Raw genomic sequence first — 10,349 nt, forward strand, 5'->3', positions numbered from 1 at the left:
CGGGCCGGGCCGCCGGCGTGCGGCGCGAGGTGCCCGGCGGTGGCCACGCTGCCGAGCACACCGCTGACGCCGGCCACCGCAGGCCACCGGCGGCGTCCGGTGTGGGCGCGCTGGCGGCGGCGGCCGGCGGCGCGGATGGCGTTCTCGGCGGCGTGCATCTGGGCGCCGTCGAGCTTCCAGGCGATCAGCTCGACGGACAGCTCGTCGATGCGCTGTTGGTGGGTCAGCGCGTAGAGGGTGTCGGCCGGCTGTGCGTCGCGCTGGCGGGTCAGGCGGCGGATCTGGGCTTCGAGTTCAGCGACTCTGGGGGACATGGCGGACGGTTCTCCTTTACGGACGGTGACCTAACAGACGGGGTTCATAACAGCGGCGGGGGAGGGGGGTCGGTGCCTGCATAGGGGCCCCTCGCAGGGGGGAGGGGGCACCCGGGTTATGAGGCGTTATGAATTACTGGCAGTGACCGTCGTGGCGGTGGTGGTGGCGGCCTCAGGCGGCAGGTACTGCCCGGTCGCCTCCCGCCCGTCGGGGGTCTGCGGCCGCACCACCCGGCTCTGCTGGGCGAGTTGGGTCAGCGCGTTGGCGACCAGCTGCGAGGTGGCCGAGGTGTCGCCGGCGTCGTGCAGCGCGGCGAGGATGTCGCGCGGTCCGGCCGGGGTGCTGGTGGTGCGCCAGATGTGGCGCACCGCTGCCTCGACCCGGTCGGCGCGGGTGCGGTAGCCGGCCAGCGGCGTCGGCTCCACCGAGTCCCCGGCCGGCGCTTCGCTGGCGGCCGGTGCGGCAACGGCGGCGGTGGGGGTGGTCGGCGCGGTCATCGGCCGTCCGCCGAGCCGGCTGAAGATCGAGCTGACGGCGGAGGCCATCGCCTGCTCGGCGTCGCGCTCCGGTGTGTTGGTCCGCGTCTTCTTGCCGCTGGCGCGGGCGCTGCGCAGGTCGGCCAGGTAGTCGTCGGTGACGTACTGGTGCCGGCTGGCGTAGACGCGCCCGGCCGCCCGCGCCGAACCGGCGTCCAGCTCCCGCTGGTGGTGACGCCGGTTCCAGGAGACCTCGTCGACCTTCGGGCCGTCGTGCAGCACCGGCTTGCTGGGGTCGCAGGATTGGACGTACTCGATCTTCGCCCGGACCGGCTCGCCGTCGCCGAGGCGGGCGTAGCACTCGCCGCGGTGGCGCAGCGGGGGAAGCTTGTAGTTGCCGGTGACCCGGCCGGCCTCCTGCTCGTCACCGGACATGAGCACGATCTCCCGGCCGATGTTCGCGCTGGCGTCGCCGCCGGCGTCGCCGAACGCGTGGTGCACCCCGCGCTGCGTGGCCACGACCAGGTAGATCCCGGCGGAGGCGACCGCCTGGGTGCACTTGGCGTACATGTCGCCGGCGGTGACCTCGGCCCCCTGGTAGTTGAGCTTGTTCTTCGTGGTCAGCGCGAAGCTGCCCTCGTCGATGTAGACCATGATCTTCTGGAAGTTGTGGCGGACGGAGAACGGCTGGTCCTGGCGCCAGCGGGCGACGTCCATCACGGCGATGAGCATCTGCAGCACGCCCTCGGCGTCAGCGCGCACCCAGTCCAGCGGCGGCCGCACACCGGTGTCGAGGTAGGGCTCCAGCCACTGCCCGACCAGGTCGTAAAGTTTTTGGGTGCCAGCCACCCAGATCAGGGTGTCCTCGCAGCGGGTCACGTCCGCCCACTCCCGGTGCAGGAAGGCGCTCTTACCGCCGGTGGACGCGCCGAGAATCCAAGCGTGGCGGCCGACGTCGACACCGATCGGCATCCCGTCCATGCCCCACAGCGCGTAGGAGGGGTCGGCCAGGCGACGCCAGATCGGCCGGCCGGCGGCGTCGACCAGCTCGTCGACGCGCTCGGTGTAGGGGCGGATCCGCTTCATCACGTCCTCGGTGTTGGCCTGGATCGTGTAGACGCCAACCCGGCCCGGGTCCTCTTTGACGCTCACCCAGTCCGGGGCGATGTCGCGGCGGGTGATGTCACGCAGCGCCAGGGCGATCCGCCGGGCGTCGTGGTCATCGAGTTGGGGGGCCTGCTCGATGCGGACCTTGCCGTTGACGACGCGGCGCAGCTCGATCGGCGCCCACGCCTCGACCTTCGCGCCGAATGGCCGATCGGCCGGGCCGACCAGCGCCGGGTTGGAGATGCGCAGCCACTCCAGCCCGGCGCGGCGTACCGCCAGGCGCAGCAGCCACGCCAGGTGCGGCTCACCGTCGCGGGGGCCGCTCAGGTCCTCGGCGCTCAGCGCGAGCTGGGCGTGCGCGGTGGCGCTCAGCGCGGTCATCGCCGCAGGCTGCGACGGCGGCGGCGCGTACCGCAGCAGGTACTCGTGGGCCCGCGCCATCACCCAGGTGCTGCCACCCAGCGCCGGCAGGAGTAGCGCCCACACCGGCCACAGGTCCGGGACCGTCACGGTGAGGGTCGACCAGGCGGCGTAGACGGTGACCGCCGCGACCAGCCACCCCACCACCCTCGACTTCGCCGCCGAGTTCAGGCGGCTGAACATGGGGGAGATCCGGACCAGCAGCCGGGCGCCGAACGCGGCTGCCGCCGCCAGCACCGCCGTGGCCAGCCCGGCGATCCACACCGGAGAGCCGGTGATCAGCCACACCGCCACCCACACCGCCGAGATGAACGGCGCGACCACAGCCCAGAACGTCTTCCACTCGATGCCTACTTGTGCTCGCCGCTTCGTCACGACGTCCTCCCTCGTTCTGCGTTCTGCCTGGTCGTGCTCGGTTCGTGGGGTGCGGGGGCCGCACCAGGTGCGGCGCGGCCCCCGCGCGGGTGTTCGGCTCAGAAACCGATCGAGCGGGCCTGCGCCTCGTACTCCTCGGCCTGCGCCTCGTAGTAGCGAGCCGCGAGAATCTCCCGCGCCGCCTCCGCCTCCGCGTCACGCGCCGAAACGGCGTGCTCGTGGGCCACGTTGGCGTCACGGATCGTGCGGCTGGCCATCTTGTGGTTCTCGGCGCTCTCCTGGTTCTCCCGGGCGTCACGCCGGTACTGGTCCGCGGCGTCGCGGCAGGCACGCGCCCGACCGGCCAAGGTCTCCGCCTTCTGGACCATGCCGGCGTAGCGGTTCGCCACCCGCATCGCTTCCTGGTCAGCGTCGGTGGTGCTGGTCTGGGTGCTCATCTCTGGTCCTCCAAGGTGGTTGGAAACAGGGGTGTTGTGCAGCGGCGTTGGTGCCGACCGGGTCCCCCACTCGCTGCCAGCGGTGGATCCGGGGTCAAAGAACGGCGCGCTGTACGGCGCCGAGTGCGACGTCGACCCGCCCGATGAGCTGCGCGACCGGCGCGGCGGGGCGGTGATGTCGTCCAGGTCGACGTCGATCACCGTCTCCGGCCGGTGCCCGCCCGGAGCAGGCCGCGCCTGCCCCTTCGTCGCCGGGTCGTTTTTGCCGACCGGCTCGCCCGTCGGGGTCTTGCCGTCCGTGGTCTTGCCGTCCGTGGCCTTGGCTTTCCTCGCCGCCCGGGCCAGCCCCAGCAGCCCCAGCAGCGCCGCCCCGCCCGCCGCCTTGCTCTTGCGCCCCGCGTCGGCGCTGGGCTTCCCGCCGCCGTTGGGGGTCGGCTTCCCACCGCCGTTGGGGGCCTTCCCGCTGGTCGTGGGCTTGCCGCCGCCGTTGGGGGCCTTCCCGCCGCCACCCGGGGCCTTGTTGCGGCTGAACGGCCACAGGCCCTTGCCGGGCTTCTTCCCGCCGCCACCGTCGCCGGAGGGCTTCGCACCAGGCGTCTTCGCACCAGCCGGGGCCTTCCCGCCGCCAGGGGTCTTGTTGCGGCTGAACGGCCACAGGCCCTTGCCCGACTTGTCGCCGCCGGGCTTCTTCCCGCCGCCACCACCGTCGCCGGTCGGCTTCGCACCGGGCGTCTTCGCGCCAGCCGGGGCCTTCCCGCCACCAGGGGTCTTGTTGCGGCTGAACGGCCACAGGCCCTTGCCCGACTTGTCACCACGGCCGTTGGGGGACTTGCCACCGCCGCCGTTGGTGGACCTCCCCGCGCCGGGCCGGTCGCTGCGGCCGGCGCGGTCGCGAGCCGAGCGGTCGCGCTTGTCCCGCTTCTCCCGGCGCGTGAACTTGCGCCAGGCCAGCCACCCGGCGCCGGCCAGCACCGCGACCACGATCAGCCCGGCACCCAGCAGCAGCGCCATCAGCGGCGACACCATCCACATCGCCACCACCACGGCGGCGACAATCGAGATCACCACCAGGGCGACCACCAGACCCACCGACGCCGGCGTCGTGTCCGCCAACTCCTGCGGCGTGGCCTTCTCGTCCTTCGGCGACTCCGCCGCCGGCTGCTCGGTGGCCATCACCGACAGATCCGGAGCCGGCACCGCCATCTCCACCTGCTCGCCCTCGATCGTCGGGGCCGTTGTCTCGTTGCGCATCGCGTGTTCCCTCCCTTCGTTTTGGCTGCTCACGCACCAGAGTTATGAGCTGTTATGAGGCGGGGCCGTCCTTCGTGGCGGCGACGGCGGTGAGGACCGTGCGAACGGTCCGCTCCGAGGTGGGGACCTTCACGGCGAGGTCCTTCTGGGTGGCGTCGGGGTGGTCCTTGCGGGCCTGGAGCACCGCCCGGACGGTCTCCGGGCTGACCCGGTCGACGTGCGGGACCGGAGCACCCTCGAACAGCACCGGCTCCGCCGGCTTGGTCGACGACCCGGCCGGGGTGCGGCGGGGCCTGCGACCGGCGTCGGCGGCGGCCTGGGCCAGGGCGGTCCGCAGGTCAGCGGCCTCCTGACGCGCGGCCTCGACCAGGGCCTCCGCGCGGTGGCGAGCGTGCTGCTGCTCGCTCAGCTCCCGGCGGGCCTGACCCAGGGCCGTCTCGGCCGCCTGGAGGCGGTGCTGCCACTCAACGCCGGCGGCGTCGAGCTGCCCCTGCGTGCGAGCGGCGCGACCGGTCTCCACGCGAGCCTCGGCCCGTGCCGTTTCCGCTTCCGCCAGCGCCCGCTCCAAAGCGCTCCGTGCTTCCGCTTCCGCCCGGCGGGCGATCGCGGCGTTCTGTGCTTCCGCTTCCGCCCGGCGGGTCGCGGTCGCTGCTTCCGCTTCCGCCCGCGCCCGGCGGGTTGCTTCCGCTTCCGCCCGGTCGATCGCCGCGCGTGCTTCCGCTTCCGCCTGGCGCACCGCCGTCGCGGCGACTGCTTCCGCTTCCGCCCGCTGTCCCGCTTCCGCTTCCGCCCGCGCCTCAGCATCGCCGCGCGTGCTTCCGCTTCCGCCTGCGCCCGGCGGGCGTCGTCGCGTCGGCGCGGGCCGCCTCGACCGCGACCCGGTCCGGTGAGGGCAGCGCCAGAAGCGGCGCCGGGGTGCCGGTGGCCGCCAGCCGCGCCAGGGCCGCCAGAACCGCGCCGGAGTCCTTGCCGGTGGCCTTGCGCACCGCCTTGCGGGCACCGGCGGCGACCTCGGCCACCACCTTCTGCTGCCGCTCCCGCTCCGCCTCGATCGCGGCCTGGCGGCGCTGCTCGACCCGCCGGGCCTCGGTCCGGGCGATCAGCGCCGCGGCACCGGGGGAGAGCCGGTCGCGCACGTCGGCCTTCCACGCCTCGCGGGTCTGCCGCGGGTAGGTCAGCCAGCGCCGCCACCCGAACCGCTCCGGCGGGTCCGGGATCATGCCCTTCTCGCGCAGCACCGGGCGGTGCTTCGCTCCGGAGCGGACCTCGTAGACGATGATCCCGAGCGCGCTCAGAGCGCTGAGCCCGATGGCCTTGACCGGGTCGGCGTGGTGTCCGATCGCGTTGATGGCCACCGCGGCCGCCGTGCAGATCCAGATCAGCGCCCGCGCCGTCATCGCCCGCTCGCCGTTGAGCCGTTGGTGCTGTGCGGTCAGCGCCATCGCCAGGCCGGTGCCCTCGATGGCCACCGCCGCGATCACCCCGATCGGGGTGGGCAGGCCGTTGGACCGGGCCGCGTCGACCTGCCCGTACACCGCACCGGACACGGCCAGGCCGTAGATCAGTCCGGAGTAGACCGCCGCGGCGTTGTCGCGCACGTAGGCGACCCGGCCGGCGTACCAGCCCGCCAGCTCCGCCCGCCGGGCCTGCCGGCGAGCCTTGCGCGCCGAGCGTTCGGTCTCGCGCTGCTGGCGGCGTCGTTCGGCCCGGTTGTCACGGTCGGCGTCCTTCTGCGCCGCTAGGCGCAGCTGACCCTCCTGCAACCGCAGCCGCCGCTCGGTGGCGGCGTCGTCCGACGCGATCCGCGCCTGCGTCGCCTGGCGCTCCCGCTCGGCGGTGGCCAGGTTGCGGGCCACCTTGTGATCGGTCGCGGCGAGCTGGGCCAGGTCCGGCCCGTTCTGCAACGTCGTCATCGCGTCACCTCCGTGCTCATCGATCCCGCTGCCATCGCTGGCGCGCAGTCCAGGCACTCCCCGAGGGAGCGCGGGATGTAGTAGGGCTGCTCTACGCCGCAGGTGCGGCAGGTGCGGCGGGCTGCCAGGGCCTTGCCGATCGCGGTGAGCTGCGCCGCCGTGGCGGTGCGCTTGGCCGCCGCCTGGTCGACCTTGTAGAGGTAGGCCACCCGCTCGCCGCCTACCCCGCGCCACATGACCTGCGCCGCGATCGGCTGGCCACCCGGGCGTAGGCCCTTCGCCCGGAGCTGGCGCGCGGTGGCGTAGCCGGCCGGGGCACCCCGCCACCAGAACGTCGGGATGCCGAAGGTGTCGCCCTCGGGGTCCCAGTACGTCGCGCGGATCCGGGCCATCACCGCTGCCCCCGCCCGCTGTCGCGCAGCACCCGCTCATCGGTGATCAGCGCCTTGCCGGCGCCGAGCAGCTCGCGGGCGATCTCGTCCTCCGCGCACGACTGGTGGCACGCCGCGCCCCGGTTGTCGCGCATCTTGGTGTTGGTGTGGCAGACCCGGCAGGGCAGCGACCTGTCACGGTCGTAGTGGCCCGGCGCGGTCCAGTCCAGGCGCACCTTCACGAGCAGCTCGGCCATCAGCACGCCTCCCCGCGCGCCTGCCGGGCCGCCCGCACCTTCGCGAGCAGCTCCTGGCCGAGGGGGTTGAGGTCGGCCTCGTCGACGTCGACGGCCAAGGGGTGGCGGCGGTCGTCGATCCATCGGGCTGCCCAGCTCGCGCCGGCGGCGGCGGCCACCAGGCCGACCGCGACGGCCGGGGAGTACCGCAGCACCTGCGGCACCTGATCGGCGTACTGGGCGAGGGCTCGACCGGCCAGCACCGCGGCCGGGGTCCCCGCGGCGACCGCGCCGGCGGCGACCCGCAGCGCTCGCGACCCGGTCGGCGCAACCGGCCGGTCAGCCGTCCGGCGGGACTCACGCTCTACGTCGAGCATCCGGCGCAGCTCGCCGGCGTACCAGCCCGGCAGCGCCGCCACCTCGGCGGCCCGCCGCTCCAGCTCGACGTCCGGCAGAGCCGGGAGGCCCGCGCGGTACTGCGCCAGCGCGGCGGCCAGGTCCAGAGCCTTCGTTGTGGTCGTGGCCGCCTTCATCGGGTCACCTCCGACCCGGTTGCGGCGCTGTTGTTCGTGCGTCCGCCGGCGAGCATCTGGCAGATGCGGCCGCCGGTGATGCCGAGGAACCGGCCGACGACGCTGGCGGGAATGCGGCGGCCCTCGACGAGCTCGCGCACTGCGGCGAGTCGAATCTTGAGGGCCGCGCGGCGAGCATCGTGCAGCTGATCCGCCGCGCGGGAGGCGGCGCGTGCCCGCTCCCACGGGTCACCGATGCTCTGCAGTTCGAGGGTGGGTGCCACGGTCGGTGGTGCGACAGCGGCTCCCTTGCTGTGGTGGACAATGCTCATGGGTCGTGCTCCTTCCCAAGGTCAGCGACCCGCGTATGGCGACGCCCGGTGTTCGTAGCGCCGGGCGTTGTCCCGTTTCTGAACGAACCCTCGTAGGGGATTGTCCCGGGGACACTGCTAGTGTCACCCTGTAGGCCAGGGGAGTCAACAACTCTCCCGGGGACTCTTTGGGAGGCTGGCGTTGAGAGCTGTGAGCAGAGGCGCCGAGATCGCCGTTGATCTGCGCAATCAGATTCAGTCCGGCAAGTACTTGCCCGGCGATCGCCTGCCGCGACTGGCCGACCTCATGGCCATCTACGAGACGCGATCGCGCTCCGCGCTCGACCGAGCCCTGAAGGAGTTGGTCGCTGAGGGGCTGCTGACCGTGGTGCACGGGTCGGGCATCTACGTCCGTCGCCGCCAGGTGGTGCGGCGTGACCTGCTCGCGGGCCTGCGCATGGAGTACGCGGCAGCTCGCCGGGGGGCTGACGTTCAGGCGGGCCTGTTCGAGGCGATGACCGGCACAGATGCCAAGGTCGATATCACCTACGCCTACGTCATGGCCTCAGAGCAGATCGCACGGCTGCTGGACATCGACGCGGAGCACAGGCTCCTGGTGCGGACGTTTCGGTACGTCGTTGAGGGTGCCCCGCACCAGGTGGCGCGGTCTTACCTTCCGGCGGAGACCGCGCAGCGCATCGGCCTCAACAGCCCCGACGACGAGCGTCCGGGCGTGGGCACGATCGCTCATCTGATGGCGGGCGGGATCGCTGTCGACCGCGCGAAGCTCGGGTTCGAGTCCCGCGTGCCATCCGCTGCCGAGGTAGCCGAGCTGGCCATTCCCGGCGGCACGTCGGTCTTCGAGCACTGGCGGACCCTCTACCGAGGGTGCGAGCCGGTCGAGGTGTCGACGGCGATCGTGCCGGGTGACCGGGTGGCGTACGAGATCGACGTCAACCTCACCGAGGGCGATCGGTGAGCCCGGCAACCTGGTCGTGGATCGCCGCCGCAGCGTCGATCGTCGGACTCTGGATCAGCGGCCACAACCCCCGGGTGGGATGGATCTACGGCATCGCCAGTCAGGCTGTGTGGATCACCTACGGCCTGGCCACCACGCAGCCCGGGATGATCGCCCTGTCGATCGCCTTCGTCCTCATCTACTCGCGCAATCTCTATCGCTGGCGCGGCACCCGCTTCCAGCGCGCCGCAGCGGCACAGCAGCTCTCCAGCAGCACGGACGGTCAGCCATGACGCTCGACAACAAGCAGGGAGATCCGGCGATCCTGTCGGCACTCGGTCACCTCAGCAGCACGTGGACCTGGGGTCGGCCGCCACGGCTCCTGACGATCACGCACCGACCGCCACAGCCCGCCGTCCCCACCACGCTGGCTAGCGGCATCGGCTCCCAGACCGCCGCCGACCTGGTGGACCAGTGGATCGACAAGTGCCGCCGCCACCGCGGGCTCGTCGACGTGCAGCGGGACCTGGGCGTCGACGCCGTTGGCGTCGCCTTCGAGACCGGCGACCAGCACGTCCTCTACGCCATGGACCGCTCCGGTGTGGAGTACCTGGTGGAGAGCCAGCGGTCATCTCCCGCGCGATCCGTCGCCGGCGCGAACCTCGGCGGGCAGGCTCTCGACGGCCTCGCCGAGCAGCTCGCTGAGTTGACATGGCGGCTGGCCGGGTGGGCTGCTCCGACCGCCGGTGCCCGCATCCGCGACATGTGGCCGAAGCCTGGGCTGGTCGACCTCGATGACGACGAGTTGCACGACCGCCTCGCCGCCGACGCCGGATACGTGCGGCTGCTGGCCGTGACCAGCATCGACGGACTGGCGGCGCTAAACGGGACCAGCGCTGCGCTGTCCAGCCCTGGTGACCAGCGCGTTTACCAGGCGGTCAAGCGAGACGCCGACGTGCTGCTCGTAGGGGCAGGCACCGTCCGCGCCGAGCAGTACGGGCCCACGCCGCTCTCCGCCCTGCAGATCGCGCGCCGTCGCTCGATGGGCCTGGCGCCGTACCCGACCGTTGCCGTGGTCAGCCGATCTCTCGACCTTGACCTCGCCGGACCGCTGTTCCAGCGCCACCCCGGCCGCCACGTGCCGCCCCGCCCGATCGTCATCACTCCCGCAGCATCGGCGGCCAGCATCGACCCCGCTCTCGCCGAGCGTGCCGACCTGGTGGTCGCCGGCGAGACCGACGTCGACCTGGCGCTGGCCGTGCAGCAGCTCCGCAGCCGAGGCCACCAACGGTTCATCTGCGAGGGCCCGTCACTCGCCGGCGGAATGGCGCGAGCCGGCCTGCTCGACGACATCTGCATGACGATCACTCCGCAGCTCCTGGCCGTACCCGGGCCTCGCATCACCACCGGCCCGTCAGGCCCAGTACCGGCCACAGACGACTGGCAGCTCCAGCGATCCCTGATCGATGAGCGAGGCAACCTCTTCCTCCGATATCTCCGCCTGCCCAGATAGCACCCTTCGTGCTGGCAGCAATGCCACCAGCGGCCCTCGGCATCTCGCCGAGGGCCGCTCGCATTCAGGTCGGCTGACCATAAGTAAGAGGCATGTGAAACCTCACACCTGTATGAGGACAGCGTCATGACCAGGTGTTTCACACATCTCATAC

11 protein-coding genes and 1 pseudogene are annotated in these 10,349 nt (G+C 72.5%); 3 read left to right on the plus strand and 9 right to left on the minus strand.

What is annotated here, in order from left to right; genetic code table 11:
* The 9 genes and pseudogenes from JM949_RS29220 to JM949_RS29255 form a co-directional block, all read right to left on the minus strand.
* A pseudogene (locus JM949_RS29220) lies at positions 1–314 on the minus strand (hypothetical protein); the annotation flags it as partial.
* Between the two features lie 126 nt (positions 315–440).
* Positions 441–2,693, minus strand: a complete 2,253-nt coding sequence (locus JM949_RS29225; protein ID WP_203151379.1) for a hypothetical protein — start codon at positions 2,691–2,693, stop codon at positions 441–443.
* A 98-nt stretch (positions 2,694–2,791) separates the two neighbouring features.
* Positions 2,792–4,381: a hypothetical protein gene (locus JM949_RS29230; RefSeq protein ID WP_203151380.1), complete on the minus strand. Its 1,590-nt coding sequence runs from the start codon at positions 4,379–4,381 to the stop codon at positions 2,792–2,794.
* 52 nt (positions 4,382–4,433) lie between these two features.
* On the minus strand, positions 4,434–4,901 hold the full coding sequence (locus JM949_RS37935; RefSeq protein WP_238434091.1) for a hypothetical protein: 468 nt from the start codon (positions 4,899–4,901) through the stop codon (positions 4,434–4,436).
* A gap of 277 nt (positions 4,902–5,178) precedes the next feature.
* Positions 5,179–6,294 carry a DUF2637 domain-containing protein gene (locus JM949_RS37940; protein WP_238434092.1) on the minus strand — a complete coding sequence of 372 codons (1,116 nt, stop codon included), beginning with the start codon at positions 6,292–6,294 and terminating at the stop codon, positions 5,179–5,181.
* Positions 6,291–6,686 (minus strand): RRQRL motif-containing zinc-binding protein, encoded by a 396-nt coding sequence (locus JM949_RS29240; RefSeq protein ID WP_203151381.1) that lies wholly within the window; start codon positions 6,684–6,686, stop codon positions 6,291–6,293. The genes JM949_RS37940 and JM949_RS29240 overlap by 4 nt, the downstream gene beginning before the upstream one ends.
* Positions 6,686–6,922 (minus strand): hypothetical protein, encoded by a 237-nt coding sequence (locus JM949_RS29245; protein ID WP_203151382.1) that lies wholly within the window; start codon positions 6,920–6,922, stop codon positions 6,686–6,688. The genes JM949_RS29240 and JM949_RS29245 overlap by 1 nt, the downstream gene beginning before the upstream one ends.
* A complete protein-coding gene (locus JM949_RS29250) occupies positions 6,922–7,434 on the minus strand; it encodes a hypothetical protein (protein ID WP_203151383.1) in 513 nt (170 codons plus the stop codon). Before JM949_RS29250 ends, JM949_RS29245 begins: the two co-directional genes overlap by 1 nt.
* Positions 7,431–7,745: a hypothetical protein gene (locus JM949_RS29255; protein ID WP_203151384.1), complete on the minus strand. Its 315-nt coding sequence runs from the start codon at positions 7,743–7,745 to the stop codon at positions 7,431–7,433. Before JM949_RS29255 ends, JM949_RS29250 begins: the two co-directional genes overlap by 4 nt.
* A 190-nt stretch (positions 7,746–7,935) precedes the next feature.
* Here JM949_RS29255 and JM949_RS29260 point away from each other — a divergent pair, with 190 nt between their 5' ends.
* Genes JM949_RS29260 through JM949_RS29270 form a run of 3 tightly spaced genes read left to right on the plus strand, consistent with a single transcriptional unit; the run spans position 7,936 to position 10,195 of the window.
* Positions 7,936–8,703, plus strand: coding sequence for a GntR family transcriptional regulator (locus JM949_RS29260; protein ID WP_203151385.1), 768 nt, complete (start codon positions 7,936–7,938; stop codon positions 8,701–8,703).
* On the plus strand, positions 8,700–8,975 hold the full coding sequence (locus JM949_RS29265; RefSeq protein WP_203151386.1) for a hypothetical protein: 276 nt from the start codon (positions 8,700–8,702) through the stop codon (positions 8,973–8,975). The genes JM949_RS29260 and JM949_RS29265 overlap by 4 nt, the downstream gene beginning before the upstream one ends.
* Positions 8,972–10,195: a dihydrofolate reductase family protein gene (locus tag JM949_RS29270; RefSeq protein WP_203151387.1), complete on the plus strand. Its 1,224-nt coding sequence runs from the start codon at positions 8,972–8,974 to the stop codon at positions 10,193–10,195. Before JM949_RS29265 ends, JM949_RS29270 begins: the two co-directional genes overlap by 4 nt.
* Positions 10,196–10,349: the final 154 nt, after the last annotated feature.

The sequence above is a fragment of the Micromonospora tarensis genome (genome assembly GCF_016803395.1).
Classification (GTDB): domain Bacteria; phylum Actinomycetota; class Actinomycetes; order Mycobacteriales; family Micromonosporaceae; genus Micromonospora; species Micromonospora tarensis.